This window comes from Kitasatospora sp. DSM 101779, from assembly GCF_025655475.1.
Classification (GTDB): Bacteria; Actinomycetota; Actinomycetes; order Streptomycetales; family Streptomycetaceae; genus Kitasatospora.
On the sequence record NZ_JAHTIK010000001.1, the window covers coordinates 7,616,163 to 7,641,525 of the forward strand.

The window sequence follows — 25,363 nt, forward strand, 5'->3', positions numbered from 1 at the left end:
CGCGGTGTACGGCGGGCCGTGCCCCGACCGTCAGTCGGCCGAGGCCGCCCGGGTGCGGTGCCGGGACAACTGGCCGGCCGCCACGGGGACGACGATCCAGAGGACCCAGGCGTAGGGCGTCGCGAAGAACAGCGGGGCGGACAGGCCGAAGCCCAGCAGCAGCCCGTACAGCACCGGGTCCCCCGCGGCGACCAGCTCCGGGGGGACGTCGCGGTCGCGCAGCTGCTGCGAGGTCATCCGGCGTTCCATCGCGATCACCGAGGCGTGCGCCAGACACTGCAGCAGGGCGTAGAACCCGAACCGCAGGCCGACGGTCTCGGTGTCGTCCCCCTCGGTGGTGAGGAGCTTGGTGGCGAAGGGGTTGAGCACGATCGTCAGCAGCCAGCAGGCGTTGATGATCCGCAGCCGGTCGTCGGCGCGCTCGGCGTACCGGAAGGCCCGGTTGTGCTGGCCCCAGGCGGCGGCGATCACGGCAAAGCTGATCAGGAAGGCCGTGTAGTGGCCGAGGTCCTCGTGGACGGCGGAGCGGAGCGCGGCGACCGTCGGCCCCGCCGGCACCGGCAGTTCGAGCGCCAGCAGGGTGATCGCGATCGCCACCACGGCGTCCGAGAAGAAGATCAGCCGGTCCGCGGCGCGCGCCTCGAATCTCCGCAGCTTCCTCGCCTGCACCACAGCCTCCCTCGTCGGTCCGGCCCATCCTCGCCGCGGATCGTGGCCCCGCGGCCGCTACGACACGCCCCCGCCGCCGGGCGCGCCTCCCGCCCGGGCGACGGCCGGCCGGGACAGCACCGTCACGGTGACGGAGGCGGCGGCCAGCACGGTGATCGCCGTCGCGGTGCCGAGCAACTGGGCGACCCCGCCGGCGAGCGCCGCCCCGATGCCCTGACAGGTCGTCCGGCCGGCGGACTCCACCCCCTGCACCTGGCCGCGGACCCGCTCGGGCGTCAGCGCCAGCACCTGCTCCTGCAGCGGCAGGGTCGCCGAGAACCCGGCGCCCGCGGCGAACACGGCCATCACCAGCAGGGCCGTCGGAGGGCGGAGGGCGAACAGCAGGAACGGCACGGCGAGCAGCAGCCGCAGCGGGAACGCCAGACGGCGGCGCACCGCGGCTCCGACGAGCCGGCCCACCACCAGGTCGCCGACCGTCATGCCCGCCGAGGCGGCCGCCAGCAGGGCACCGGCACGCCCCGGGGCGAAGGACACGAACAGCGCCTCGCAGCCGACGACCAGTCCGTTCGGCACCCACAGGTTCAGCAGCAGTGCCCGGCGGCCCGGATCGGCGAAGAGCAGCGCATTGGTCGCCCAGGTGCTGCGCAGGCCCGGCCGGCGGACCGGCCCGATCGGGCGCTCCCGGACACCGGCCGCCACCACGAGCAGCGACAGCGCGCTCAGCCCGGCCGCCACGGCGAGCACCTGCTGCGGGTCCAGCCGGTGCAGCAGCGCGGCGCCCGCGGCGCAGCCCAGGACGGTCACACCGCCCGAGGCGATGTTCATCAGCGAGCGCGCCGGCGCGTACCCGGCCGCGGGCACGGCCTCGGCCAGCAGCCCCATCCGGGTGGCCGTCCCCAGCGACTGGACGAAGCCCAGCGCCACCAGCACGCCGAACCGGCCCACCAGCGGCAGCCCGGGCACGGCCTGCGCGGCCGTGCCCGCCAGCGACAGACCGTGCAGCACGAGCAGCGTCCGCCGCGGGCGCCGCCCGTCGGCGACCGACATCAGCGTCAACGCACCCAGGACGGTCGCGAAGGTGGCGCCGTACATGCTCACCGCCGTCAGGAACGGCGAGCCGGTCTGCCGGCCGACGAGCGTGCCGAGGGCGAGCCCGGCGAGCGCGTTCGCCGCCACGGTCAGGGTGAAGCTCGAGAACAGGGCGGCGAACTGCCCGGTGCGGAGCAGCGCGCGATAGCCGGTCGAGGCGGATGCGGGAGGTGCGAGAGTGTCGGAAGGCATGAAAAAAGCCTCCGGACGCACCCAGTACGGGACGCCGAAGGCAACGGGCGCAGGATAGCAGCCGCGGAGCCCGCGAATAATCGTTTGCATCCGTCGCTTCGCGCCGGTAGAACCCCGGGCTGACGGAACGTCACCGAGACCACGTGAGAGGAGGGCCGGCGATGAGCAGCAGGACCACCGCGCACGGACCCTCCCGGGCGGCGCGGCAGCGCTGACCGGAGCGGCCGGGCGCACCACACCACGGACCGTGCCTTGACCGCAGTACCCGCAGTACCCGCAACACCCGTCCAGCCCACCGCCGACGGCACCGTGCTGCGCCCGATCACCGGGCCGGACGAGGTCGAGCTGTTCAACCGGCTGCCGTACCTGTTCAACCACGAGATCGCCGGGGACCTCGCCTCCGGGCGGCGCCGTGCGGAGCTGCTCTGGACGGCACTGGACGCCGACGGGCGGCTGCTCGCCCGGGCCGGCTGGTGGTGCCCGCCGGGCAGCACCGAGCCGTTGCTGCTCGACGTCCTCGACCTGGTACCAGGCCACGAGGCCACCGCTGAGGCGCTGCTGCGGCGCGCCCTCGCCGCGGTCGTGCCCGACGGTGCGGTGCCGCCGAAGTACACCCGCTTCCTGCCGGCCGGCTGGCGCGGGGACCCGGCCGTGCGAGCCGTCGTCGACGGTCCGCTCTCGGTCGTCGAACGGCTCGGCGCCGAGCCGTTCGTGGAACGGCTGCGCCTGGAGTGGCGCGCCGGCACCCCCGTGCCCGGGCCCACCGGGCGGCTGGTCTTCCGGCCCGCGTCCGGCGAGGCGGAGGTGGTCGACCTCTGTACCGGGATCCTCACGGGCACCCTGGACGCGCACAGCCGGGACGACCTGCGCCGGATGACGGCCCGTGAGGCAGCCCGGCTGCAGTACGACGAGGAGTTCGCGCACTACACCACTCCGCGCGAGTGGTGGCGGGTCGCCGAGTCGGCCGAGACCGGAGAGCCGGTGGGCCTGGTGATCGCGGCCCGCAACGCCTACCGGCCGATCATCGCCTACCTCGGCGTGCTGCCCGCCCACCGCGGCCGGGGACACGCGGAGGAGCTGCTCGCCGAGGGCACCCGGGTGCTGGCCGCGACCGGCGTCGAGACGATCCGGGCCTCCACCGACGTCGGCAACACGCCGATGGCCGCCGCCTTCGCGCGGGCCGGCTACACCGCCTTCGAGCACGAGTACGTGATGGCCTGGCGCTGAGCCGTTCCGGCGGTGCACACGCGCCCAGGCCGCGCCGGCTGTGGGTGGCGGCCGTTACGGCGCCCGTCACGAACGACACGGGGCGGGGCAGCAGTGCGGGCGAGGACCGGGGCGGGGCGGCGGGGGCTGCACCTGACAACTCTCCCGAGGTGACCGGGCACACCGGCCCGGAGCCGGGGCGCCGCGGTTCGGGGACCTCGACAGCGGACTCCCGCTCGCCGCGGCGGACCTGCGGCAGGCTCAGGTCGGCGAACTGCACGGGGTCTCGGAGCTCGCGGTCGCCCACGGGCGGGCCCTCGAGATCACCCTCGACGACCAGGACGAGCCCGAGCTGACCGCCGAACCGGCCGACGGCCCTACGGCGTGTCTTCAAAGGCGATTGGGCAGCCGGAGGTGCCCCCAGCGCCCCTGGATCAACCACCCGACCGCCCTGTGAAGACACGCCGTAGGCCCTCGCCGCCCGGACCGCCGACGTCCGCCTCGGGGAGCGGCGCGTCACACTCGTCGCCGGATCCGACGGTCTGCTGCACTGCTGGGACCTGACGGTGGGCCGGCCGTACGGCGACTGCCCGCCGGCCTTCACGAGCGTGTCCGCCGAGCACCGGCAGCCGGCGCCGGCACCGGACCGCACGGGCCCGGTCTGCGTCGCCCCGGACGCCGTGGTGCGCACCCCTCGACCCGATCACCGGGCATGAGGTGCACCGCCCCTTCGCCACCGGACAGGGACGGGTCCTGGCCGCGGCCACGGCGATGGCGTCCGGCGGGCCCGTCCTCGTCACCGCCGGCAGCGACCGCACCGTCGGCGTGCGGGACCTGACCACCGGTGAGGCCGCCCTCGGACCGCTCACCGGTCACACCGGCCGCGTCACGGCCGTGGCCACGACCGTGCTGGACGGACGGCCCGTCGCCGTCACCGGCAGCTGGGACCGGACGGTGCTGCGCCTGGGGGACCTCACCACCGGCCGCCCGATCGGCGCCCCGCTCACCGGTCACGCCGACTGGGTGACCTCGGTGTCCACCGCGGAACTCGACGGAGCACCCGTCGCCGCGAGCACGGCGCGCGACGGCACGCTGCGGCAGTGGGACGTGGTGAGGATGACGCCGATCGGCGGTGCGGAGATCGCTGCGGCTCCGTCCACGGCCACGGCGGTGCTGGTCGGAGCGGCAGGAGGAAGGCCCGTGGCCGCCGGCCGCGAGGACCGGGCGGTCCGGTTCCTCGATCCGGTGACCGGCCGCGGGGTGGCCGCCGACTGTGTGCTGCCCGAGCCCGTGCAGGCGCTCGCCGCCGCCCCGGACGGGCAGTCGGCGGTGGCGTTCGGGTCGCACGTGGCCGTCCCCGCACCGCGCTGACACGGGGAGGGCGCGCGGAGGAGGTCGAGGGGCGGGCCGAGTGGGGGCGCCGTGGCGGTGCGTTCGGTGTGAGGTCCGCGGCGGGCGCCGGAGCGGCGGACCGGCCGGGTCAGTCGATCTTGCAGTCGGCCGGCCTGGCATCGTCCGGGCAGGGGAAGCGGGTGACGGTCCTGGCGAAGGCACGGCCGGAGTCCACCACCGACTGCGGCACCTTCAGCTGCCACCGCGGGCTCTGCACCAGCGCCTTCCAGCCGTCCAGGCCGAGCGGCGGCCGCTCGCGGGTCACCGTGATCGGCAGCCCCTTCCGGCCCGTGTACTGGTCGAGCGTCCCGTTCGCGGCCACCACCTGGACGGTGGTGCCGTCGGGCCGGGTCAGGTCCACCATCTCGTCGTACAGACCCACCACGTCGGTGCCGGTGACGAACATCCGCAGCCGGCCGCCGTCCGGCAGCTGCTCGGTCTCGCACAGCGGCTTCTCGTAGCCGGGCTTCCGGGTGCCCTCGTCCGAGCCGCCCTGCCAGTTCTCGCAGGTGACCGGGCTCGGCGGCCGGCCCTTGCTCACGGTCAGCATGACCGTCGAGGGCCCGTGGCCGTCGTCGTACTCCAGCTCGATGTAGCGCTCGTCCGGCTTGGTGTTGAACTTCACGCCGTGCGGGTTCAGGTTGCCCAGCCGGGCGCCCGGCGGCAGCAGGTCCGCCAGGATCTCCGTCATCGCCTGCCAGGTCAGGTCCGCGGTCCCCTGCTCGGCCGCCGCGCCCTTGCTCGGTGACACCGTGCCCGCGCCGGATTCCTCGCCCGAGGGCCCTTTGCCCGTGGCCGGACTCGCGGTGGCCGGGACGTCCGCGGCCGGACTCGCGGCGGACGGCAGTGCGGTGCCGCCCGCCGCGGGCCCGTCCGCCCGTGCTCCGCCGGGCCGGGGCCCGGCGACGGCGACCGCCGTCAGCACGGCCGCCACCACCGCCGCGGCGCCGGCCGCCTGCAGCGTCCGCCGGATCCGCAGCCGCTTCCGCCCGGCCCGCTTGCCCTCGGCCACCATCTCGCCGATCGGTGGGCTCAGTTCATGGACGCTCTCGGCGAACATCCCGTTCAGGTCGTTCTCAAGACCCATCTCAGCACCCCTCGTGCTCTCGTTCGTTCCTCAGTGCCGGAACAGCAGTTCTCGGTCCTCGCCCAGCAGTTCGCGCAGCTTGGCCAGGCCGCGGGTGTTCAGCCCCTTGACGGCGCCGACGCTGCAGCCGAGCGTCTCCGCCACCGATTCGAGGCTCTGGTCCTCCAGGTAGCGCAGCACCACGGCCGCCCGGTTGCGCGGCGGCAGTTGCCGCAGCGCGGCCAGCAGCGTCAGCCGCAGCTCGGCCGTCCGCCCGCCTTCGCGGCCGTCCGGCAGGTCGGGCACCGACCCGGTGGGTATCTCCCCGGAGCGGCGCAGCCGGCGCTGCGACAGGTAGGTCCGCAGCAGCACCTTGCGGGCGTACGCGTCGAGGCCGGAGTCCGGCACGGTGCGCCCGAGCCGGCCCCAGGAGGCGTACAGCTTGGCGAAGGTGACCTGAACGAGGTCCTGCGCCTGGTGGAAGTCACCGCACATCAGGTACGCGACCTGGAAGAGCCTTCGCGCTCGTGTGGACGCGAACTCGTCGAAGTCGACTACCTCGTGCATGGTGCTCCCCCGGGCTTTGCCGTGCTCGGCCGATCTGCTGTCACCCTGACAAGACGCCTCGAACCGCGGCGGGGTCACACGCGATCTGACGGTCCTTCCGGCCGAGTGCGCGGCCGCGGGGCGGCGGCCGTGCCTGCCGGGCCGGCGCCGGGGAGCGGTGGGTAGGGTGCTGGTGCGGGCGGGGCGCACCGGCCCCGGCCTGCCCGAACGACCGAGAGGAACCCGCATGCCGGCCGCAGCTGCCACCGGACCCGCCGGCCCGACGATCGCCCGGTTCGGCCTGGGCACGGCCGCCGTCGGCCGTCCCGGCTACATCACCCTCGGGCGGGACCGCGACCTGCCGGCCGAGCGTACGGTCGGTGCACTCCGGGAGCGGACGCACGCGCTGCTGGACGCCGCCTTCGCGGCCGGTGTGCGGTACTTCGACACGGCTCGTTCCTACGGGCGGGCGGAGGAGTTCCTCGGCGCGTGGCTGGCCGCCCGGCCGCAGGCGGCGGCCGAGGCGGTGGTGGGCAGCAAGTGGGGGTACACCTACACCGCGGACTGGCGCGCCTCGGGCGTGCCGGTGCACGAGGTCAAGGAGCACGCGGTCGCGGTCTTCGACCGGCAGGTGAAGGAGACCCGGGAGTCCCTCGGCGGGCTGCCGGACGTCTACCTCGTCCACTCCGTGACGCCGGACAGCCCGGCGCTGACCGACCGGGTGCTGCACGAGCGTCTGGCGGGGCTCGCCGCGGAGGGCGTCCGGGTCGGGCTGTCCACCAGCGGAGCGGCGCAGGGGGAGGCGGTGCGGGCGGCGCTGGCGGTGGAGTTCGACGGCCGGCCGCTGTTCGCCGCCGTCCAGTCGACCTGGAACCTGCTGGAGCCGTCGGCGAGGCCGGCGCTCGCCGAGGCGCACGCGGCCGGCTGGCTGGTGGTGGTGAAGGAGGGCATGGCCAGCGGCCGCCTTGCCGGCCGGAACGCGGTCGGCCCCGACACCGCCGCGCTGCGGACGGTCGCGGCCCGTACCGGCGCCTCCTGCGACGCCCTGGCGTTGGCGGCCGCCGCCGCGCAGCCCTGGGCCGATCTGGTGCTCTCCGGCGCGGCGACCGCCGGGCAACTGGCCTCCAACCTCTGTGCCGCGGCGCTCGCCCTCGCGCCCGCCGACCTGGCGGAGCTGGCCGTCCTCGCCGAGCCGGCGGAGGCGTACTGGCGGACCCGCGCCGCACTGCCCTGGGCCTGAGCGGACCCCGGGACGACGATGCGCCGCAGCGGCGGGCCGCCCCGAACCGGGGTGGCCCGCCGCTGCGGCGCGACGTGGGGCGTCAGCCCACCCAGGTGCCGGTCATGCCGAGCACGGCGGAGCCGTCCAGGTCGGCCAGCTTGGTGCCGGTGAAGCCGCGGGCCCAGTCGGAGGTCTGCAGGCGGAACGCCGGGCGCTCGGCGGTCAGCGCCTCGATGACGGTCCCGGCGGCCTCGGCCGGGGTCTGCGCACCGTTGAGGAACTGGGCGACCGTTCGGTCGAGGTAGGCGCGCAGCGCGGGGGCGTAGGGGCCGGCCTGGGCGACCTCGGCCTCCAGGTCGAGGCCGATGTTGTTGACGAACTCGGTGGCGACGGCGCCCGGCTCGACCACGCTCACGCCGACGCCGACCGAGGCGGCCACCGGGGCGAGGCTCTCCATGTAGCCCTCGACCGCGAACTTGGCGGCGCAGTACGCCTCGTTGAAGGGCTGTCCGATGACGCCGCCGACGCTGGTGACGGTGATCAGCCGGCCGCCGGTGGCCCGCAGGTGGGGGAGGGCGGCCTTGGAGACGTTGAGGACGCCGAAGAAGTTGACCTCCATGACGGCGCGGACGTCGGCGACGGTCTCGTTCTCCAGGGTGCCGAGGTGTCCGGCGCCCGCGTTGTTGACGACCGCGTCGAGCCGGCCGTAGTCGGCGACCACCCCGTCGACCGCGGCGGCGACGGACGCCTCGTCGACCACGTCGAGCCGGCGGACGTCCAGCTCGACACCGGCCTCCGCGGCGGCCTTGCGCAGCGCGTCCGCGCGGTCCGGGTCGCGCAGGGTGGCGACGGTCCGCCAGCCGGCCCGGGCGGCGGCGACCGCGGCAGCGAGACCGATGCCGGAGGAGGTGCCGGTGATCAGAACGACCTTGGAGGAGGACATGGTGAGGGTTCCTTCCGGAGCGGGGGAGGGGCGGGAGCCGTATCACCCCTTCGGTGTGTGCACACACACCTTAAGCATTGCGTGCACACACACACAAGTCGATGCGTGCACACACACGCACGGTAGAATCGCGCCCATGGCGACCAGGAAGCTCACCCCGGCGGAGATGTCCGAGGCCGACCACGCCTTCTACGGCCTGGTCTGGGCCGGCACCACACTGACCGAGCGCGTCGACCGCGCCCTCACCAAGGCGCACGACCTGCCCGTCTCCTGGTTCGAGGTGATGCTCTGGCTCGCCAACAGCCAGCAGCCGGTCGCCGCCTCCGTGCTCGGCAACAGCACCATGCTCAGCCGCAGCCAGGTCTCCCGGGTGCTCGACGCGCTCCAGGCCCGCGGCCTGGTCTCCCGCACCCCCTCCGCCCGGGACGCCCGCTCCGTCGAGGTGGCGCTCACCCCGCAGGGCCGCGAGCTGTTCGCGGAGGCGGACGCGACCAGGCGCGCCTGCCTGGCGCCGGTGTTCACCGACGTCCTGGACCAGCAGGACCTGGCCGCCCTCGGCACGGTCTGGCGCAAGCTCAAGGCCCACAAGGAGGGCTGACACCCCGGCCGGAGCGGCCCCACCGCGCCCCGGGCCGCCGGGGACGGGCTCAGCGGTACCAGCCGCGGACGGCGTCCGCGCACTCCCTGACGCCCACCGTCCCGTCGCGCAGCCGCGCCGCCAGCTCCGCCGCCTGCTTCGGCTCCGCGGTGACGATCACCCCGGAGGCGCTGAGGTAGGACGCCGCGACCACCGCCGCGAAGTGCTCGTTGCCGAACTGCAGGGCCGGCACCCGGACCAGCTGGTGCATCAGCGCCGCCGCCCGCTGGTGCAGGCCGCCGTAGACCGGGACGTCCATCACCTCGTCCACGTGCCGGGCGACGGCGGCCGCCAGCGAGCCGTAGTCGGTCACGTCCGGATCCCCCGGAAGGAACTGGTCCGCCACGTCGAGCAGCCAGGCCCGGTCGATGCGCAGCATCACGCGGCGCTCGCCTTCCCCGGGTCCTGCTGCGGGTAGGGGCCGAACTCGGCCTCGAACGCCGGGCCCCAGGCCTGCGAGAAGTGCGCCGCCGCGGTCAGGAACCGCTGGCGCCGCTCGTCGGCCTCCTCCGCCAGGATCCGCCGGGCGTACTCCGGCAGGCTCATCCCCGCCGCCTCCGCGCGCTGTTCCAGCGCCTCGTGGGCCTCGTCGTCGAGTCGGACGTTCAGCTGCTTCATACCGGCAGCGTAGCGGCGCGTACGCCGCCCTACAACGGGCCCGGCGCCGCCTCCCGGCCGACCGCCCCGACATCCCGTAGGGTGGCCCGCGTCCAGGTGGCCCGAGGCCGGAAGGCTCGCACGTGGCGGGTACGGAGAAGCCCGGCGGCGGGCCGCAGCAGCAGCGTACGGAGGACGGCGGGCGGGGCGGCACGACCGCGCCGCGCTCCTGGGCCCCGCTGCTCGCCGTGTGTGCCGGGTACTTCATGGTGATCCTCGACGTGACGATCATCAACGTCGCCGTCCCCGTGATCGGCCGGCAGCTGGGCGCCTCGCTCACCGGCATCCAGTGGATCACCGACGGGTACACGCTGGTCTTCGCCGGACTGCTGCTGACCGGCGGCGCCCTCGGCGACCGGCTCGGCAACCGCCGCGTCTTCTGCGCCGGCGTCACGGTGTTCACCGCAGCCTCGGCCGCCTGCGCACTCGCCGGGAACACCCCGGTCCTGGTCACCGCCCGCCTGGTCGAGGGCCTCGGCGCCGCACTCATCGTGCCCGGCTCGCTCGCCCTGCTCCAGCAGTCCTACCCCGGGGCGGCCGCCCGGTCCCGCGCCTTCGGACTCTGGGGCTCCATGGCCGGCATCGCCGCCTCCGCCGGGCCGCTGATCGGCGGCATCCTGGTGAGCTCGGTCGGCTGGCGCTGGGTCTTCCTGATCAACCTGCCGGTCGGCGCCGCCTGCCTGGCCCTGACCCTGCGGCACGTCGCCGCCTCGCCCCGCAACCCCGCCCGGCCCGTGGACTGGCCCGCCCAGTGCGCCGTCGTGGCCACCGTCGCCCTGCTCACCACCGCCCTCAACGAGGCCGGCCGGAGCGGATGGTCCGACCCGGCCGTGCTGACCGCGGCCGGCCTGTCACTGCTCTCCGCGGCCGCCTTCGCGGCCCGTGAGCGGTGGGCCCGCTCGCCGGTCCTGCCGCTGCGCCTGCTGCGGTCGCCCGCCCTGAGCGGCGCCGCGGTGATCGGACTGCTCTTCAACTTCGCCTTCTACGGCATGGTGTTCACCGCGAGCCTGGATTTCCAGCACCAGCGCGGCTGGAGCGCGCTGCGCACCGGCGCCGCGCTCTTCCCGGCGGTCGCGATGACCATGTTCGCCTCCGCCCTCTCCGGCCGGCTGGCCCGCCGCACCGGCCACCGCCCGCTCGTCGTCACGGGCCTGCTGGTGGCGGCGGCGGGTCTCACCGGGTGGGCCGCCGCCGGGCCGGACCCGGCCTACCCGGCGCTGGTGCCGCCCATGATGGCCGCCGGGTTCGGCACCTCGTTCGCGCTCACCGGCACGACCACCACCGCCATGACCGCCGCCCCCGCCGCGTACGCGGGCACCGCCTCCGCCCTGTTCAACACCACCCGTCAGATCGGCAGCGCCGCGGGCGTCGCCCTCGGCGGAACGCTGCTCGCCACCGCGACGAACTACGGCACGGGCCTGCGGACCGCCATGGCCGTCGGCGCCGCCGCCTACCTGACCGCCGCCCTCCTCGGCCGGTTCTGCGTCCCGGCCCGGTCCGCGGAGCACTGACTCCCGACGCGGCTCCCGCAGGTCAACGGGCGCCGAGGCAACGGGACAGGTGCACGGCGGCCTCCAGCAGCGCCGCCGCCTGCCCGTCGAGCGCGGCGCGCCGATCGGCCACCACGGCCCGCAGGGCGTCGGTGCTGCCGGTGCGACGCAGGTCGTCCAGGACGGCCCCGATCTGCGGCAGCCGGTAGTGCGCCCGTCGCAGCATCGCGGTGACCTGCGCGTCCCGGACGTCGGCCGCGCCGAAACTGCGGTAACCGGTGCCGTGCTCCCGCCCCGGTACCAGCAGGCCGGCCGCCTCCCAGGTGCGCACGGCGGACGTCCGGACGCCGACCAGCGCGGCGACCTCCCCGATCCGCAGGCCGGCGGACGGCCGCTGCGAGCGCCGCGGCTGCCGCGGCCGGTCCGCCAGCGCTGCAAGGGCCTTGCCGGTGGCGTCCAGGGCCTGCCGCTCGCGGTGCAGCGCGGCATGGGCGCCGTCCAGCAGGGCGAGGGCGCCGGAACGGTCCCCGGCGTGCACCGCCCGCAGCACCGCCTGCGCCTGCTGCGGCCCGCAGCCCCGGGCCAGCGCCCGGTAGGCGAGCAGCGCGTCGAGGTGGCTGTCGTCGAAGCGCCGGTACCCGGCCGCGGTCCGCGGGGCGGGCGGCAGGATCCCGGCGTCCGCGTAGTTGCGGATCTGCTGGGTGGAGACCCCGGCCGCCCGGGCCAGATCGACCGGGCGGTGCCCCGGCCCCTGCTGCTCCGCCACCGGCCCCTCCTCGCCCGACCTTCCAGCCGATTTGAAGGTTAGCGGCCGCCCACCCCTGTACTGAAGCCGCACAGTCGGTGCCAACTACCAAAAAGCGCTTCAATGGAAGACTTGAAGCCATGGACCTGACCACCGAGAACGGGATCATCGACTACGCCCGCAGCCTGCCCGGCGTCGTCGCCGTCACCGCCGACGCGGCCGGCGGCGCCCCGGAAGCCGCCTGGGGCGACACCTTCTTCTTCCACGACCCGGACGGCGACTCCCCGCGCCGGATGCCGTTCGCGACCCTGGTGACCAAGGACTACGCGGGCTTCGACACCGAGTCGGACCTCGGCCGCCCCGGCGTCTTCCGGCTGAACCTCTCCGTCGGCCGGACGGCCTTCGAGGAACTGGTCGGCCACCCGCCCGCCGCCCACCGGGAACGGCACGACGCCTACGACTACACCGCCACCGACCGGCTGCTGCCGCACCCCGCCTACGCCGTCCAGGGCTGGGTCTGCATCCTCAACCCCGGCCCCGCCACCGCTGACCTCGCCCGGTCGCTGCTGGCCGACGCGCACGCCCGCGCGGCCCGCGGCCACCGGCGCTCCGGCTGACGGTGACCGCATCCCGGCGGCGGCCGGCCTGCGGGCCGGCCGCCCCGGAGCCTTCCGTCAGTCGGCGCCCTCGGTGATCCAGGCGCGGTAGTCGGCGGCGGACAGCAGACCCTTGAGGTCGGTGCCCTTGGCGAGCTCGATCTCGATCAGCCAGCCCTCGTCGTAGGGGTCGGTGTTGGACGTCTCGGGCTCGTCGGCCAGGAGGTCGTTCACCCCGGCGACCTTGCCGGCCAGCGGCGCGTAGATCTCGGCGACGGACTTCACCGACTCGACGGTGCCGAAGGCCTCGCCGGCGTCCAGGGTCCGCCCGACCGACGGCAGTTCGACGAACACGATGTCGCCGAGCTGCCTCTGGGCGTGGTCGGTGATGCCGACCCGGACCCGGCCCTTTCCGAGGTCGCGCACCCACTCGTGCTCCTTGGTGTACTTGAGGTCGTCCGGGATGTTCGCCATGAGGCCCTCCGTGGTGCGGCCGACCGGCCGCGGCTCGGTGCCCGATGAACGGGCGTTCCCGCCGAGACTCCTACAGCCCCCGGTACGGGATCGGGGATTGTCACTCGACCGGGTGGGTCGCATGCGGAGGGCGTGTGGGCCGGGGAAGCGGCGGCCGGTGCGCACCGGCCGCGGGTCGTCGGCCAGAATGATCACCGTGGATCTCGACCTGGCGCAGGTGCGGGCCTTCGCCGCCGCCGCCGACCACCTGCACTTCGGACGGGCGGCCCGGTCGCTCTCTCTCACCCAGCAGGGCCTGTCCAAACGGATCGCCCGTCTGGAGGACGCCCTGGGCGCGCGGCTGTTCGACCGGACCGGCGCCCAGGTCGGCCTCACCCCCGCCGGCCGGCGCTTCCTCGACCCGGCGCGCGCCGCGCTGGCCGCCGGCAGCGCCGCGGTCGACGCCGTCCGACAGGGCGAGAGCCCGATCCGGGTGGACCTGTGGGGGCACCTGTTCGAGCCGCTGCGCACCGTCCGGGCGGCCCTCGACGACACGGGCGGCCCGCCCGCCGAGGTCGGCCCCGGACGGGACCTGCCCGGCGTCGCCGCCGCCCTGCTGCGCGGCGAGGTCGGCGCGGCCTTCGGCCGGTTCCATCCGCTCGAGGACGGCCTGCACCGGGCGCTCGCCCACCGACCGGTCCGGTTCGAGCCGGTCGACGCGGTGCTGCCGGCCCGTCACCCGCTGGCCTGCGCCCCGCAGCTCCGCCCGGCCGACCTCGCCGGGCTGCGCCTGCTGCTGCCCGCCGCGGCCGGCCGGCTGGACTTCCTGGGTGCCTTCGCCGCGCGGTTCGGCATCCCGGTGGAACCGGGCGGGACGAACCTCGGCCTCGACCACCTGCTGGCGCGGGTCCGCGCCGACGGCGACGGCTTCGCCCTGCTGCCCGCGGAACTCCCGTTCGGCCCCGTCCCCGGCACCGTGGTGGTGCCCCTCGCCGACCCGACTCCGCTCTACGCCTGGTCCCTGGTCTGGCACCGGGATCGGCCGCACCCGGGCGTCCCGGCCCTGCTCGACGCCTTCGCCGCAGCCGGCCGGCGGCGCCGCTGGCTCGAGTACCGGCCCGGCCGCGACTGGCTCCCGGAGGCCGAGGAGCTCGCCGCCGAACCGGCCGACTGAGGACGCGCGGCGGGTCTCGACGCACGGTGGCCGGCGTCCGAGGCTTCGGCTGGGCGGCCGCCCCGGTCCGGGCCGAAGGGGCGCTGCCGCATGGCCACCGCCTCCCTGCCCCCGTCACCCGGACCGATCGCCGCCCTCGTCCCCGCCGTGACCTGCATGGCCGACATCTCCCACCACCCGGACAGCCGCCGCCGGCCGCCGCAGACCTGGATGGTGATCTGCCTGCTCGGCAACCTCTTCGGGCGCGTAGCTCCTGTACGGGCGGAACCCGCGCCGCTGACCCGTACCCGGCCCGCCGCCCGCCCGCAGGCCGATCCGGGCACGGTGTGGAACGGTGGGACGGGGGCCGGCTGTGAGAGGAGCAGTCATGTCGTCGAAACGGCGTCGCAAGAAGAAGGCACGTGCCAGGCGCGGAGCGAACCACGGGCGTCGACCGCAGTGCTGAGCAGCTGCAGAGCGGTCACCGGCACTGGCCGGTGACCGCTCTCGCACGTGGACGTCGGGCACGGTCGGCAGTGGCGGACAGGATCTGACCTGTATGCCGGGCACAGTGTCGGGCATGACGGCATTCCGTGGACTCGCCACCGTTCGCTACCACGCCGAGGACCTGGCCGCGGCGCGCAGCTGGTACACCGAGGTCCTGGGGCTGCAGCCGTACGTCGAGCGCGCCGACCACATCGAGTTCCGCCTCGGCGACCACCTCCAGCAGTTCGGCGTCTGCAGCCGCCCCCAGGGCCCTGCCCACGGCGGTACGGCGCAGGAATCCCCAGCCCATTCGGCACTTCCCTTCCCAGGGCCGGCCCGGTGCGGCGGCCCGGCGGCACGGATCTGATCCGGCCTCACGTCCGTGAGGCGCTGCCGTGCTCGGGCCCGCCGCCGAGGGCGGGCCAATGGTGATCGGTACGGCACCGCGCCGCACTGACCGGGTGATCGACCAGCGGCGGGCCGGCCGGGGGACGCCGGGGTCAGCCCTCGGATGCGTCCGAGGGCTCGCGGACCGAACCCGTCCAGCCGGCACCGGAGTCCACCACCGGTCCGCCGACGGCTGCGGGATCATGGGCTTACCGCGACGGGAGGGGGACGGGATGGCATGGGTGGCGGAGTGGGGCACCGGCCCGGTCGGCACCGGATCCGGCGGCGAGGGCCCGGCGGTGGCCGGACCGGGCCACCGGGTACCGGCGAATGCCGTGGCGACCGCGGTCGCCGGCGGCCGACCGGTGGCGGCGACGGCGGGGCAGGACGGCCTGGTCCGGTGGTGGGACGCGGTGGACGGGCGGCCGCTCGGCACGTTCGAGGCCGGCCGGTACACCGAGCTCGCGATCGCGGTGGTCGCCGGCCGCCCGGTCGTCCTGACGGTCGGCGACTACGACCCGCGGTTCGTCCGCGACCCGGAGACCGGCGCCTGCCTGTGGCGTCTCCCGGTCGACGACGCCACCTCCGTGACGGTCTGCCACCCGGGTGGCCGGCCGACCGCCGTCACCGGCCACGAGGACGGCACCACCCGGCTCTGGGACCTGGCCCGGCAGTGCGCGACCGGCCCCGTCCTCACCGGCCACGACCAGGCCGTCCGGGCGGTCGCGGCGGGCGTCGTCGACGGCCGGCCGCTCGCCGCCACCTCCAGCGGCATGGACGCCGACCAGAGCTGGGACCGCGACGTCCTGGTCCACGACCTGACGGACGGCCGACGGCTCGCCCGTCTCCCCGCCGCCACCACCGCGGCGGTGAACGCCCTCGCCCTCACCACCGTGCACGGCCGGGCCGTCGTGGCGACCGGCGACTGGCGCGGCACGCTCCGTACCTGGGACGTCCGCTCGGGCACCGAAACCGGCCCCGCCCCCACCCCGCACCGCGGCATGTTCGGAGCGCTCGCCGCGGGGGAGTGGGCCGGCCGGCCCGTGCTCGCCTCCGGCGGCGACGACGGGACGGTGCGGCTCACCGACCTGGCGACCCGCACCCCGCCCGCCCCCGACCTCAGGCTCCCCGGCAGGCCGGCCGGGATCGCCGTACTGCCCGGCCGACGCCTGCTCGCCGCCCACGACCACGGACTCGTCCTGCTGGCCCACCACCCCGGGCCCTGACCACCCGTGGATCAGCCGCCGGCGGCCGACAGGCGGGCGGCGAGCAGGACCGCCGCCACACTGCCCGCCTCGGTGATCTCCCCGGAGGTCACCAGGGCGAGCGCCTCCTCCACCGTGCAGCGGCGCACCGTCATCGCGGCCTCCGTCTCGTCCCGCGCCATCGTGCCCGCGGACAACCCCGTCGCCAGGAACAGATGGGTGACGGCGGACGTGCTCGACGGCAGCGGATGGATCGCCCCGAGCGGCCGCCACCGCGCCGCCCGCAGCCCCGTCTCCTCCTCCAACTCCCGCCGGGCCGCGGCCTCCGGCACCTCACCCGCCTCCATCCCGCCCCCCGGCAGGTGCGGCATCCGGCGACCGGTCAGATAGAAGTCGTCCTCGACCAGCAGCAGCCGCTGCTCGTCGTCCAGCGCCACCGTCCGCACCGCGTCCGCGACCTCGACGTGCTCGTAACGGAACGGCGGCGCGTACGGCCCCTGCACGGTGTCCGCCACCAGCCGGACGAACGGCCCGCTGTGCAGCACCTCCCGGCCCGTCCTCCGCCACCCGCCCAACGCCTCGGCCACCGTGCCTCCCCGCCGCTCGCCTCTTCCTCCTCCCGAAACTACGCGGCGACGGCCCCGGGCGGAGGGAGGGCGCGGAAACTCCGGTGCCCGTTCCGGGCGGCGCCGCTAGCGTGGCCCCTCCACGACGACGGGGGAGAACACATGCGGGGCAGGGACGAGCGGGACACCGGACGGAGCCGTGGGTAGGCGCCGCTACGTGGCCCGGGGCGTCCCGGGCGGGTACCGGATCCGGGACAACCGGGTGAACCGCTGGTGGGGCGACCACTACGAGCACTGCCCCGACGACCTGCTCGCCCAACTCAACGGCGCGGCCGACCCGGCCCGGATCACCGAGCTGATGCGGCGCTACCGGCGGCTCAAGCGCTGAACCCGCCCCCGTCGGCGGCGCTGCCGCGTGTGGCCGCCACCGCGTCGAAGAACGCCCAGCCGTCCACCGCACACGTCGCGCGGTCCGGCAGCTGCGCCCCGGCGGCCAGCGCCGCATCGAGGAAGGCCCGGGCCGTCCCCGGTTCGTGGAGGTTCAGCGCCGGGCCGCCCGCCGTGGTCACCGCACCGGACGGCAGGAAGCCGTCCGACACCATCCGGCCGGGCCCTTCGGCGAACACCACCAGCAGCCGCCCGGTCACCCCCGCCCGACGCACCGTCAGCAGATTGCGGCAGCGCCGCCCGGCCCCCTCGCCCTCGCCGGCCACATGGTCGTGCCGGACCCACCACAGGAACGTCCCGTCACCGACGACCATCCGCCGCGGTTTCCTCTCACTGCGCGCCACGGACCGCAGCCTAGTGAAAGGCGGAGCCGTTCGGCGGTGCCGGACCGGCTGCCGCCGTTCGGTGGCCCGGGTGTGCACTTTTCGGTTCTGGCTCGTTGGGTGGGTGTGGCGGATGATGCAGCTGGTGGCGGGCGGCGTGCCGCGCCGATGGTGTGGGCCCTGGCGGTGCGCGAGGGTGCGGACGGGAGGTCGGCGGCCGAGGCGATCGTCGAGGTCGGGCAGGAGTGGTACGGCGAGCTCGTCGCGGACGCGATGGACAGCGGGTTCGTCCTCGCCGCGGGCGAGCCACCGGCGACCACCGGCGTGGTGGAGGTCCGGGACGGCTGGTTCGAGCGGCTGGTGCTGGTCGGCGGCCGCGGGGTCTGGGAACCGCACCCTCCGGTGCAGGCCTCCCCGGTCTGGCTGGCCGCGGCGGCGGAACCGCCCGGCGTACTCGTCCTCGTGGTCCCGCCCGGCACCTGGCCGCCCGGACTGATGGGCCTCGACCCGATGCGGCAGGCGGAGGCCTTCGGCCGCAGTCTGGAGGCCGCTCGGCTGCAGGGTCTCGTCCTGCACGGCACGGCCGCGGTCGTCGTGCACTGAGGAAGTGTCACATCCTCCTCGCGGGTGACACGCAGACCGGTCGGGACACCGAGGCGCGTGGATCCGGGCTCGGAGGGCACCCGGCCGACCAGCGCCGTTCCCTCCGCCCGCACCTGCGGGCCGCGCCGTGCGTCGACCGCGATCGCGCACAGGCCGTCGGCCGCGGCCGGGTGTGCCTGTCGCCGGGGGTGGGGAACGTGGTGTGATGGCCGCGTGAGCCGTGCCGCCGAAGACACCAACCGCCGCATGCTCCGGGCCCGGGACGCGATGGACCGCCGGTACGCGCAGCCGCTGGACGTCCCGGCGCTGGCCCGGATCGCGCACGTGTCCCCGGCGCACTTCGCCCGCACCTTCCGGACCGTGTTCGGCGAGACGCCGCACCGCTACCTGCAGCGCCGCCGGGTCGAGCGGGCGATGTTCCTGCTCCGGGAGACGGACCGCAGCGTCACGGACATCTGCTACGAGGTGGGCTTCGGCAGCACCGGCACGTTCAGCCGCACCTTCCGTGCCGTCGTGGGCCGGTCGCCGCGGGAGTACCGCAGGGCCGCGGTGGCCGCCGACGTGCCCACCTGCTTCACGATGGCGTGGACGCGGCCGCACACCTGATCCCGAGCGACGTGCGATCCCGAGCGACCTCGGCCGGCGCGGCCGGGTGCGCAGTTTCGGATAAGTATCTCGCCGGGCCCGGCCCTAGCGTGGTCCTCATGTTCACCTCCATCACGCACTCGCAGCTCTACGTCCTCGACCAGGACGAGGCCCTCGACTTCTACGTCGGCAAGCTCGGCCTGGAGGTCGCGGCCGACGTCGACCTGGGGTTCATGCGCTGGCTGACCGTCAGCGTTCCGGGCCACCCCGACCGGCAGGTCCTGCTGGAGAAGCCGGGCCCGCCGGCGATGTCCGAGGAGACCGCGCAGCAGGTCCGCGAACTCGTCACCAAGGGGGCGACGGGCGGCTCACTGATCTTCAGCACCGACGACTGCCGGAAGACCTATGAGACGCTGCTCGGCCGCGGCGTCGAGTTCACCGAGGAGCCGACCGAGCGGCCGTACGGCATCGACTGCGGGCTGCGCGACCCGTTCGGCAACAGCATCCGCTTCACCCAGCCCAAGGCCTGACCCGGGAGGCCGTTCCGGGGGCGCGCAGGGGCACGCTGCCCCCGCGCGCCCTCATCGGGGATCCGCTGTGAGGCGCTCCAGCCAGCGGCGGAGGAGGGCGGTCTCGGCCGGCTCCAGGGCGCTGTCGGGGGCGAGGTCGAGCTGGGCGTGCAGCCGCAGCGCGGCGGTGCGCAGCGGGTCGCCGGTGTCGGGGGCGGCGGGCCCGGCGAGGACCTGGGCGAACACGGCGTCGCGCATCCGGTGCGAGAGTGCGGGGTCGTCGAAGAGGGCGGGCTGTGCGATCCGGTTCAGGGCGGCGCCGACGTTCGCGGAGAGGATCAGCCGGGCCGCCGCCCGCGGCTCGGCGCTGAGCGCGCCGGCCGCCGCGCACCGCACGAGTGCGGCCACGAGCAGGTCGAAGACGCGGGTGCGGGCGGTGGAGCGGGACGTCGGCCGCGGCGCGAACATCAGCTGGTAGAGGGCCGGGTTCTCGGCCGCGAAGGCCATGTGCTGGTCCCAGCCGGCGTGGAGGTCGGCGACCGGGTCGCCGGTCCGCTCCTGGGCGGCCTTGAGCGCGGCGTACCGGTCGAGGCCGTGGTCGGCGACGGCGTCGAGCAGCCCCCGCTTGTCGCCGAAGAGCCGGTAGAGCACCGGTTGGGTCACCCCGACGGCCTCGCAGACCGCCCGGGTCGCGATGTCGTTGTCCGGCGAGACGGCCAGCTGCTGCAGCGCGGCCTCGATCATCGCCGAGCGGGTGGAGGCGTCGGGATCCGTCATGGGATCGATGGTACGTGGCGACGCTAGCGACGATACGGGGAGCGTGTTACGGTCGGTCGTAGCGACGCTATGAACGAGACGTATCGTCGATATGTACCGAGGAGCACCCGTCATGAGCAGCAGCACCGAGCGCGTCGCCGTCGTCAGCGGAGCCTCCCGCGGGATCGGCCGTGCCGTCGCGACCACGCTGGCCGCCCGCGGCACGGCCGTGGTCGTGGGCTACCAGGGTGCGGCGGAGGCGGCCGCCGAGGTGGTGGAGGCGATCACCGCCGCCGGCGGCCGGGCCGTCGCGGCGCAGGCCGACGTCGCGGACGAGGCCGACGTCGCGGCGATGTTCGACACGGCGGAGAAGGAGTTCGGCGGCGTCGACGTGGTGGTGAACTCGGCCGGGCGGATGGCGCTCGCCCCGATCGCCGACCTCGACCTGGACGAGCTGGACGCCCTGCACCGCACCAACATCCGCGGCGCCTTCGTCATGGCGCGGGAGGCGGCCCGCCGGGTCCGGCCCGGCGGCGCGATCGTCGCGCTGTCGACCTCGGTGGTGGGGCTGCAGGCACCCACGTACGGCGCGTACGCGGCGAGCAAGGGCGCCGTCGAGGCGATGAGCCTGATCCTGGCCCGCGAGCTGCGCGGCCGCGATATCACGGTCAACGCGGTCGCACCCGGTCCGACCGCCACCGACCTGTTCCTCCGGGGCAAGGACGAGGAGACCGTCGCCCGCCTCGCCGCGCAGCCGCCGCTGCAGCGGCTCGGCACCCCGCAGGACATCGCCGAGGTCGTCGCCTTCCTGGCGAGCCCCGAGGGGCACTGGGTCAACGGCCAGGTGGTCCGCGCCAACGGCGGCATCGTCTGACCGGCGGAGCACCTCCCGGCGGCGGGCGGCCCGACGAGGCGTCACCATCCATGTCGTGTACGCGTCTTCCCCTGGCGGCGGCGGACTGGCACGCTGGTCGGGTTTGCCGACACCGGGAGGTCCCTTGTTACGCCTGTCAACCCTGGCCGTGGCGCTCACCAGCGCGCTCGCCCTCGTCACCGGCACGGCCGCCACCGCCTCGGCCGCACCGGAACAGGCGGCGGCCAAGGTGGAGCCGGTCGCCTGGACACCGTGCAACCCCGACCCGTCCAAGCCCGACCCCAAGATCTACGACTGCGCCGTCTACCCCGTCCCGCTCGACTACGCGCACCCGACCGGCGAGAAGATCGGCATCGCGATGATGCGCCGCCGCGCCGGCAACCCGGCCAAGCGGATCGGCTCGCTGTTCCTCAACCCGGGTGGCCCCGGCGGCAGCGGTTACCTCTGGGCCACCACCACCCGCTTCGAACCCCGCGTCATGGACAGCTTCGACCTGATCGGCTTCGACCCGCGCGGCGTCGCCCGGAGCAACCCCCTCAGGTGCTTCACCACCGACGAGGAGGCCAACGCCGTCTTCGACCGCATGGTCGGCGTACCGGTCACCAAGGCCGAGATCAGCGGCACCCTCGCCGCCGACAAGGACTACACCGACGCCTGCGCCCGCAACGCCGGCGAACTGGTCAAGCACATGTCCACCATGAACGTCGTCCGCGACCTCGACCGGATGCGGCAGGCCGTCGGTGACGCCGGACTCACCTACGCCGGCTTCTCCTACGGCACCCTGATCGGCGCCACCTACGCCAACATGTACCCCGACAAGGTGCGCGCCCTGATCATCGACGGCAACGTCGACCCGCAACTGCGCCTGCACAACGGCCTCGAGTACGACCGGCAGCGCGCCACCGGCTTCGAACTCGCCCTGGGCGAGTACCTCAGGCGCTGCCAGGCCGCCGGCGCGCCTCGCTGCGCCTTCGCCGGCACCGACACCCGAGCCAAGTTCGACGCCCTCCGCGACCACCTGCGGACCGCCCCGGTCACCCTGCCGGACGGCTCCACCGTCACCCTGTCCACCTTCACCGGCCAAGTCGCCAACGCGCTCTACGCCCAGAGCCGCCACGCACCGCTGGCCCGCTCGCTCCAGGCACTGCAGCAGGTGGTCCACCCGGAGCAGACCCTCGGCGCCGCGCCCTCCACGGACGAGGCGAAGCTGCTGGCGACGCCCGCCCCGGCCGCGCTGCGGGAGGCCCCGGCGGACACCCCGTACAGCGCCGACGACTCCTACTACGCCGTCAACTGCCAGGACAAGCCCTTCCCGCCGGCCCCGCAGCTGTTCCCGCTGGTGGCCCGCGCCTGGGAGCAGGAGTCGCCGACCTTCGGCCGGTACCAGGCCTTCGACGCGCCGCCCTGCGCGACCTGGCCCGCGCCGGCCCTGTTCTCCGACCGGTTCACCGGCCCGTGGAACCGCAGGACGGCCACCCCGGTCATGGTGATCGGCAACACCTTCGACCCCGCGACCCGCTACGCCTTCGCCCAGCGCATGCAGCAGGAGCTGGGCAACGCCGTGCTGGTCACCGTCGACGTGGTCGAGCACTGCGCGGTCGGCCGCAGCGCCGCCCTGAACACCCTGGTGACCTCCTACCTGGTCGACCGGGCCGCGCCCAGGCCGGGGCAACTGCTGAAGCCGGACGCGGACGCGTTCCCCGCGTGAGCCGCAGATCCCGTTGAACGGGTCCGGCGGCCGACCGCCCGGTCGGCCGCCGGACCGTCAGCCGAAGAGTTCGGAGGCGGTCACCGCGCGGAGCCCGCGGGCCTCGAGGTCCTGCAGGATGGCGGGCAGCGCGAGGACGGTGCCCCGGTGCCCGAAGTGCAGGCTCACCACCGAGCCGGGCCTGATCCGGTCCATGACGTTCCGGTGGATGGCGGTCGGCCCGGGGTCGGTGTAGTCGAGCGAGTCCACGTCGTACCCGAGGCAGTGCTCGTACCCGGCGCGGCGGGCCTGAGCCATGACCGTCGGAGTGCAGTACTCGGTCTGGGACGGCCGGAGCCAGCGGCCCTTCGAACCGGTCAGCCGCTCCAGCCGCTCCGCGCAGCCGGCGATCTCGGCGTAGGCCGCGTCCGCGCCCATCGCGGCGAGATTGCCGTGGCTCAGGGTGTGGTTCCCCAGTTCGTGCCCGGCGTCCAGGATGCGCCGGGCCATCTGCGGCTGGTCGTCCAGCCAGGTGCCGACCGCCAGCACGGTGACCCGCGCACCGGCCGACGCGGCCTCGGCGAGCAGCGCCTCCGCGATGTCGGCACTGCCCTGGCCGTGGAAGGTCAGTGCCACCTTGCTGCTGTCCCGCGGCCCGGACGACACCTGGAACGGCAGATCGGCCGGCAGCAGCGGCATCGGCGCGGGCGTCGACGCCGTCGCCGTGGCGCTCGGACCGGGCGGCGGGGACGGCGACGGCGGGGGCGAGGCCGGTCCGGGCGAAGAGGCGGCGGGAGCGGCCCGGCCCCGGCCGGCGCAGGCCGCGGCGGCCGCACCCACCGCGCCGAGCCCCACGGCCCGCAACAGGCCCCGTCGGTCGATGGGATTCACGGTCGTGACCATACGGCGTCCACGGCGAACCGCCACTCGGGCGCCGACCGGCTCGGCCCGACCGGGTGGGGCTCAGACCGGGCGGACCGCGCGGGGGCCGGTGACCAGGGCGCCGAGCGCGGTCACGCGGGCGCGCAGGCCGCGGTCGGCGGTGACGACCAGGCAGCTGCGGTGCGGATCGGCGGAGACGGCCTCCTCGACCAGGGCGACCACCCGGTCGTCGCCGCTGCCGGCCGCCCCGACCACCCGGACCTGCGGCAACCCGGGCACGCCGCGGGCCGCGCCCTCCACGACCAGGACCACCTCCAGCGGTCCGGTCCGTGCCCACGGCGGGAGATCCGCCCCGTCGCCGAGCCCCTGCCCGGCCAACGGGACCAGGGCGTCGCGCAGCCGTTCGGCCGCGGCGCGCCGGTCCCGCCACCACCCGTCGGGCACCGAGCCCACCACATTTGCGGCGTCCACCACCAGCAGCGGTACAACCGCAGGCGGCCCGCCACCGTCCTTCTCGCTCATGGCAGCCAAGCCTGCCATGCACCGCGCTCCCGCCGTCCGTGCCGGGCGCACCGGCCCGACGGCCGGGCAGGGAGGCCATCCGGGTGCGGCGTCGTGTCGGACCGCCCCGGGCGGGCCGCGGCGGGTTTGATGAAGCCATGGAGTCCGACCCCACTGAGCCGTACACCGACGAACTGCTCGCCCTCGCCTCCGGCCTGGACCGCGCGGCCGCCGACCTCTTCGTGCGCCGGGTGTTCGAGGGCGGAGTCGAGCACGGCGCCCGCACTGCGCTCGCGAACGTGGCCGCCACCGAGCACGAGAAGGAGACCCAGATCCGGCGCCTCGGCGAGCGCCTGGTCGAGCTGGGCGAGGACCCGCTCGACGTCGCCCACCTGCTGAGCGGCGACTGAGCGGCGACCGGGCGGCGACCGGGCGGCGACTGAGCGGCGACCGGGAGACAGTCGCGGAACGCCGGATCAGAGCCAGCCGTTGCGCGCCGCCTGCAGGGCCAGCTGGAAGCGGGTGCGGGAGCCGGCCCGGGCGCCGATCTGCTCCAGGTGCCGCGAGAGCGTGCGCCGGCTGACCCCGAGGAGCTCGGCGATGGTGTCGTCCGTGACGCCTGTGGCGAGCAGTTCCAGGATGCGCCGGTGCACCGGACCGAGCCCCGGCGGCGCATTGCTGCCCCGGTGCATCGGCAGCGCCGTCCGCCACGAGGTCTCGAAGAGGCCGGTCAGCGCGGACAGCAGGCTGGACGGGTGTACCAGCAGCAGTGAGTCGTTGACCTCCGCCTCCACGAACGACATCGACACGATCGCCAGCCGGCCGTCGAAGACCGTCAGCTTCACCGGCACCGTCGGCAGCACCCGCGCGTGCTCCCCGGCGGCGATGCACGGCCGGATGTTGATTTCGTAGTAGGCGGTGTTCTCCACCGCCGAGCGCGAGTACACGACCCGGTAGGCCACGCCTCGCTCCAGGTTGCGCTCCTCCAGCGGGTTGGCCGTGCCGTCCGTGTGGTACGGCGGCGAGTCGAAGCGCAGAACCTCGCTCTCCGCAGTCTCCTCGATCTGTCGGATCCGCTCGGCGACGGCCGGGCCGGTCACCACCTCCAGGAGGTCCTCCGTCGCCTGCGGGCTGACGGTGCGCCGGTAGCCGCGGTAGGCGTTCACCGCGGCCTGGTGGGCCCGGTGCAGCTCGGCCGTCCGGGTGTGCGCCAGGTGGTCGAGCGCCAGTGACGGCTCCACCGGGGTGTGCTCACCGCCGTCCGGGCCGGCCGCCGTGATCAGGCCCAGTCTCCGCAACTCGGCCAGCCGTCCGTCCAGTTCCTCCGCCCGCACGTCGCGGCCCAGCCGGCCGGCCAGTTCCCCGCGACTGCACGGGCCGCCGGCCAGCAGTGCCTCGTAGACCTCGGCCTGGTGCCGGGTCAGGCCCAGTCGGGCGAGATGCGTTCCCAGGTCCTCCTCGTTCAACGGACCTGCCTCTCGGTGCGGTCGTGGCGC

Annotated in this window: 31 protein-coding genes; 16 read left to right on the top strand and 15 right to left on the bottom strand. The window is 75.1% G+C overall.

Annotation, left to right across the window (positions count from 1 at the left end; genetic code table 11):
- Positions 1-30: 30 nt before the first annotated feature.
- A complete protein-coding gene (locus KSNIM_RS34660) occupies positions 31-669 on the bottom strand; it encodes a TMEM175 family protein (RefSeq protein WP_263107135.1) in 639 nt (212 codons plus the stop codon).
- A gap of 57 nt (positions 670-726) precedes the next feature.
- A complete protein-coding gene (locus KSNIM_RS34665) occupies positions 727-1,950 on the bottom strand; it encodes a hypothetical protein (RefSeq protein WP_263107136.1) in 1,224 nt (407 codons plus the stop codon).
- 252 nt (positions 1,951-2,202) lie between these two features.
- On the opposite strand from KSNIM_RS34665, the gene KSNIM_RS34670 reads away from it, so the two are divergent.
- Both KSNIM_RS34670 and KSNIM_RS34675 read left to right on the top strand, forming a co-directional pair.
- Positions 2,203-3,177 carry a GNAT family N-acetyltransferase gene (locus KSNIM_RS34670; RefSeq protein ID WP_263107137.1) on the top strand — a complete coding sequence of 325 codons (975 nt, stop codon included), beginning with the start codon at positions 2,203-2,205 and terminating at the stop codon, positions 3,175-3,177.
- Between the two features lie 696 nt (positions 3,178-3,873).
- On the top strand, positions 3,874-4,527 hold the full coding sequence (locus KSNIM_RS34675; RefSeq protein WP_263107139.1) for a hypothetical protein: 654 nt from the start codon (positions 3,874-3,876) through the stop codon (positions 4,525-4,527).
- Between the two features lie 109 nt (positions 4,528-4,636).
- On the opposite strand, the gene KSNIM_RS34680 is transcribed toward KSNIM_RS34675, so the two are convergent.
- Both KSNIM_RS34680 and KSNIM_RS34685 read right to left on the bottom strand, forming a co-directional pair.
- Positions 4,637-5,635: a hypothetical protein gene (locus KSNIM_RS34680; protein WP_263107141.1), complete on the bottom strand. Its 999-nt coding sequence runs from the start codon at positions 5,633-5,635 to the stop codon at positions 4,637-4,639.
- Positions 5,636-5,665: 30 nt separating this feature from the next.
- The gene (locus KSNIM_RS34685) at positions 5,666-6,181 is read right to left on the bottom strand and encodes a SigE family RNA polymerase sigma factor (RefSeq protein WP_263107143.1); all 516 of its coding nucleotides are present in this window, start codon (positions 6,179-6,181) and stop codon (positions 5,666-5,668) included.
- 226 nt (positions 6,182-6,407) lie between these two features.
- Between KSNIM_RS34685 and KSNIM_RS34690 the strand changes: the two genes are divergently transcribed.
- Complete coding sequence (locus KSNIM_RS34690) at positions 6,408-7,400, top strand: aldo/keto reductase (protein ID WP_263107144.1); 993 nt, start codon at positions 6,408-6,410, stop codon at positions 7,398-7,400.
- An 82-nt stretch (positions 7,401-7,482) separates the two neighbouring features.
- On the opposite strand, the gene KSNIM_RS34695 is transcribed toward KSNIM_RS34690, so the two are convergent.
- A complete protein-coding gene (locus KSNIM_RS34695) occupies positions 7,483-8,325 on the bottom strand; it encodes an SDR family NAD(P)-dependent oxidoreductase (protein WP_263107145.1) in 843 nt (280 codons plus the stop codon).
- 136 nt (positions 8,326-8,461) lie between these two features.
- Here KSNIM_RS34695 and KSNIM_RS34700 point away from each other — a divergent pair, with 136 nt between their 5' ends.
- On the top strand, positions 8,462-8,923 hold the full coding sequence (locus tag KSNIM_RS34700) for a MarR family winged helix-turn-helix transcriptional regulator (RefSeq protein ID WP_263107146.1): 462 nt from the start codon (positions 8,462-8,464) through the stop codon (positions 8,921-8,923).
- 49 nt (positions 8,924-8,972) lie between these two features.
- On the opposite strand, the gene KSNIM_RS34705 is transcribed toward KSNIM_RS34700, so the two are convergent.
- The gene (locus KSNIM_RS34705; RefSeq protein WP_263108230.1) at positions 8,973-9,341 is read right to left on the bottom strand and encodes a fic family toxin-antitoxin system, toxin component; all 369 of its coding nucleotides are present in this window, start codon (positions 9,339-9,341) and stop codon (positions 8,973-8,975) included.
- Entirely contained in the window at positions 9,341-9,580 is a 240-nt protein-coding gene (locus tag KSNIM_RS34710) for a plasmid mobilization protein (protein ID WP_263107147.1), read from the bottom strand. Before KSNIM_RS34710 ends, KSNIM_RS34705 begins: the two co-directional genes overlap by 1 nt.
- A 122-nt stretch (positions 9,581-9,702) precedes the next feature.
- On the opposite strand from KSNIM_RS34710, the gene KSNIM_RS34715 reads away from it, so the two are divergent.
- Positions 9,703-11,130: an MFS transporter gene (locus tag KSNIM_RS34715; protein ID WP_411543819.1), complete on the top strand. Its 1,428-nt coding sequence runs from the start codon at positions 9,703-9,705 to the stop codon at positions 11,128-11,130.
- A 22-nt stretch (positions 11,131-11,152) separates the two neighbouring features.
- Here the strand turns inward: KSNIM_RS34715 and KSNIM_RS34720 are convergent, their stop codons facing one another.
- Positions 11,153-11,875, bottom strand: a complete 723-nt coding sequence (locus KSNIM_RS34720; RefSeq protein ID WP_263107149.1) for a MerR family transcriptional regulator — start codon at positions 11,873-11,875, stop codon at positions 11,153-11,155.
- Positions 11,876-11,994: 119 nt separating this feature from the next.
- Between KSNIM_RS34720 and KSNIM_RS34725 the strand changes: the two genes are divergently transcribed.
- The gene (locus tag KSNIM_RS34725; protein WP_263107151.1) at positions 11,995-12,471 is read left to right on the top strand and encodes a DUF6194 family protein; all 477 of its coding nucleotides are present in this window, start codon (positions 11,995-11,997) and stop codon (positions 12,469-12,471) included.
- 57 nt (positions 12,472-12,528) lie between these two features.
- Here the strand turns inward: KSNIM_RS34725 and gcvH are convergent, their stop codons facing one another.
- Positions 12,529-12,924: a glycine cleavage system protein GcvH gene (gcvH, locus tag KSNIM_RS34730; RefSeq protein WP_263107153.1), complete on the bottom strand. Its 396-nt coding sequence runs from the start codon at positions 12,922-12,924 to the stop codon at positions 12,529-12,531.
- A 187-nt stretch (positions 12,925-13,111) separates the two neighbouring features.
- Here gcvH and KSNIM_RS34735 point away from each other — a divergent pair, with 187 nt between their 5' ends.
- The 3 genes from KSNIM_RS34735 to KSNIM_RS34745 all read left to right on the top strand — a co-directional run bounded on the left by KSNIM_RS34735 (position 13,112) and on the right by KSNIM_RS34745 (position 16,155).
- Positions 13,112-14,077: a LysR family transcriptional regulator gene (locus KSNIM_RS34735; RefSeq protein WP_263107154.1), complete on the top strand. Its 966-nt coding sequence runs from the start codon at positions 13,112-13,114 to the stop codon at positions 14,075-14,077.
- Positions 14,078-14,636: 559 nt separating this feature from the next.
- Positions 14,637-14,909 carry a hypothetical protein gene (locus KSNIM_RS34740; protein ID WP_263107156.1) on the top strand — a complete coding sequence of 91 codons (273 nt, stop codon included), beginning with the start codon at positions 14,637-14,639 and terminating at the stop codon, positions 14,907-14,909.
- Between the two features lie 253 nt (positions 14,910-15,162).
- The gene (locus KSNIM_RS34745) at positions 15,163-16,155 is read left to right on the top strand and encodes a WD40 repeat domain-containing protein (protein ID WP_263107157.1); all 993 of its coding nucleotides are present in this window, start codon (positions 15,163-15,165) and stop codon (positions 16,153-16,155) included.
- Positions 16,156-16,166: 11 nt separating this feature from the next.
- Here KSNIM_RS34745 and KSNIM_RS34750 read toward each other — a convergent pair whose 3' ends face one another.
- Positions 16,167-16,721: an NUDIX domain-containing protein gene (locus KSNIM_RS34750; RefSeq protein WP_263107158.1), complete on the bottom strand. Its 555-nt coding sequence runs from the start codon at positions 16,719-16,721 to the stop codon at positions 16,167-16,169.
- A gap of 178 nt (positions 16,722-16,899) precedes the next feature.
- On the opposite strand from KSNIM_RS34750, the gene KSNIM_RS34755 reads away from it, so the two are divergent.
- On the top strand, positions 16,900-17,088 hold the full coding sequence (locus KSNIM_RS34755) for a hypothetical protein (RefSeq protein ID WP_263107159.1): 189 nt from the start codon (positions 16,900-16,902) through the stop codon (positions 17,086-17,088).
- Here the strand turns inward: KSNIM_RS34755 and KSNIM_RS34760 are convergent.
- The gene (locus tag KSNIM_RS34760; protein WP_263107160.1) at positions 17,078-17,491 is read right to left on the bottom strand and encodes a hypothetical protein; all 414 of its coding nucleotides are present in this window, start codon (positions 17,489-17,491) and stop codon (positions 17,078-17,080) included. The two genes, KSNIM_RS34755 and KSNIM_RS34760, sit on opposite strands and share 11 nt — an antisense overlap.
- 147 nt (positions 17,492-17,638) lie before the next feature.
- Here KSNIM_RS34760 and KSNIM_RS34765 point away from each other — a divergent pair, with 147 nt between their 5' ends.
- The 3 genes from KSNIM_RS34765 to KSNIM_RS34775 all read left to right on the top strand — a co-directional run bounded on the left by KSNIM_RS34765 (position 17,639) and on the right by KSNIM_RS34775 (position 19,188).
- Positions 17,639-18,073, top strand: a complete 435-nt coding sequence (locus KSNIM_RS34765) for a hypothetical protein (protein ID WP_263107161.1) — start codon at positions 17,639-17,641, stop codon at positions 18,071-18,073.
- Positions 18,074-18,286: 213 nt separating this feature from the next.
- Positions 18,287-18,679 (top strand): helix-turn-helix domain-containing protein, encoded by a 393-nt coding sequence (locus tag KSNIM_RS34770; protein ID WP_263107162.1) that lies wholly within the window; start codon positions 18,287-18,289, stop codon positions 18,677-18,679.
- A 98-nt stretch (positions 18,680-18,777) separates the two neighbouring features.
- The gene (locus KSNIM_RS34775) at positions 18,778-19,188 is read left to right on the top strand and encodes a VOC family protein (protein WP_263107163.1); all 411 of its coding nucleotides are present in this window, start codon (positions 18,778-18,780) and stop codon (positions 19,186-19,188) included.
- A gap of 51 nt (positions 19,189-19,239) precedes the next feature.
- Here KSNIM_RS34775 and KSNIM_RS34780 read toward each other — a convergent pair whose 3' ends face one another.
- Positions 19,240-19,944: a TetR/AcrR family transcriptional regulator gene (locus KSNIM_RS34780; RefSeq protein WP_263107164.1), complete on the bottom strand. Its 705-nt coding sequence runs from the start codon at positions 19,942-19,944 to the stop codon at positions 19,240-19,242.
- A 112-nt stretch (positions 19,945-20,056) separates the two neighbouring features.
- On the opposite strand from KSNIM_RS34780, the gene KSNIM_RS34785 reads away from it, so the two are divergent.
- Together KSNIM_RS34785 and KSNIM_RS34790 are read left to right on the top strand one after the other, a co-directional pair.
- A complete protein-coding gene (locus KSNIM_RS34785; protein ID WP_263107165.1) occupies positions 20,057-20,797 on the top strand; it encodes an SDR family oxidoreductase in 741 nt (246 codons plus the stop codon).
- Between the two features lie 124 nt (positions 20,798-20,921).
- Entirely contained in the window at positions 20,922-22,505 is a 1,584-nt protein-coding gene (locus KSNIM_RS34790) for an alpha/beta hydrolase (RefSeq protein WP_263107166.1), read from the top strand.
- 57 nt (positions 22,506-22,562) lie between these two features.
- Here KSNIM_RS34790 and KSNIM_RS34795 read toward each other — a convergent pair whose 3' ends face one another.
- Together KSNIM_RS34795 and KSNIM_RS34800 are read right to left on the bottom strand one after the other, a co-directional pair.
- Positions 22,563-23,375: a polysaccharide deacetylase family protein gene (locus KSNIM_RS34795; RefSeq protein ID WP_263107168.1), complete on the bottom strand. Its 813-nt coding sequence runs from the start codon at positions 23,373-23,375 to the stop codon at positions 22,563-22,565.
- A 72-nt stretch (positions 23,376-23,447) separates the two neighbouring features.
- Positions 23,448-23,888 (bottom strand): NTP pyrophosphohydrolase, encoded by a 441-nt coding sequence (locus tag KSNIM_RS34800; protein ID WP_263107169.1) that lies wholly within the window; start codon positions 23,886-23,888, stop codon positions 23,448-23,450.
- Positions 23,889-24,025: 137 nt separating this feature from the next.
- On the opposite strand from KSNIM_RS34800, the gene KSNIM_RS34805 reads away from it, so the two are divergent.
- Positions 24,026-24,277: a hypothetical protein gene (locus KSNIM_RS34805; RefSeq protein ID WP_263107170.1), complete on the top strand. Its 252-nt coding sequence runs from the start codon at positions 24,026-24,028 to the stop codon at positions 24,275-24,277.
- A 66-nt stretch (positions 24,278-24,343) separates the two neighbouring features.
- On the opposite strand, the gene KSNIM_RS34810 is transcribed toward KSNIM_RS34805, so the two are convergent.
- A complete protein-coding gene (locus tag KSNIM_RS34810) occupies positions 24,344-25,333 on the bottom strand; it encodes a helix-turn-helix domain-containing protein (protein WP_263107171.1) in 990 nt (329 codons plus the stop codon).
- Positions 25,334-25,363 lie beyond the last annotated feature (30 nt).